General features: G+C 76.6%; 1 protein-coding gene. It reads right to left on the reverse strand.

Annotated elements, in window-relative coordinates:
- The coding region (locus tag G3I65_RS07535) for a chemotaxis protein CheB (RefSeq protein WP_160695441.1) at positions 1–796 on the reverse strand (796 nt) is incomplete at both ends.

The following is a 796-nucleotide window of genomic DNA, read 5'->3' on the forward strand; positions in this document are numbered from 1 at the left end:
CCGCCGTAGCGTCTCCGCGGCGCCGGCGGCTTCGCGGGCGGACGCGGCGTAGCGTTCCGCGAGTCCGCGCGGCGGCCTGCGACCGGCCCGCGCGGCCAGCTTCCCGGCCAGCTCCGCCTTCTCGTCGAGCGCGCGCAAGGCTCGTTGCAACGCGAACCGGAACTCGTCCTCTTGGGCGATGAGGGCTTCGGCCGTCCACGCGTGCCCGATCCGGCAGCGGTACCGGCCCACCGGGTCGATCTCGGTGAGCGGTCCCCCGCAGTCGGGGCAGGTGTAGCCCGCGGCGACGTCCCGTTCGGCGGGCTCGATCGCGCCCGCCCGCACCCCGTCCCTGGCGATGCGGTCCTCCAGCAGGAGCGCGTCCGACGGCGGCCCGGCCCCGCCCGGGCCCACCGCCATCCGGACCAGCTTGTCGAGCACCGCGCCGATCTCGGCGGCGCGGGCGGTGTACGCGGTGTCCACCAGTGCCAGTGCGTTGCCCGGCATGCCGCTGTAGAGCGCGTCGGCCGGGTCCTGGACCACGGCGGCACCGCCCTGGTCCACGATCGCGCGCAGGCCTGCCGCACCGTCGTCGAGCACCCCCGACAGCACGATCCCGACGACGCGGGAGCCGCCGCTCAGCGCGGCCGACCGGAACGTGGCGTTGACCGCGGGCCGGCGGCCGTTCTCGGTCGGCCCCTGCGTCAGGACCAGTGAGCCGTCTTCGGTGAGCAGGTGGCGATCGGGTGGCGCGACGTAGACGGTACCGGGCTCGATCGCCGCGCCGTGGCTCGCGGGCCGGGCCGGCAGCGGGCCC

The organism is Amycolatopsis sp. SID8362 (assembly GCF_010550475.1).
Taxonomy (GTDB): Bacteria; Actinomycetota; Actinomycetes; order Mycobacteriales; family Pseudonocardiaceae; genus Amycolatopsis; species Amycolatopsis eburnea.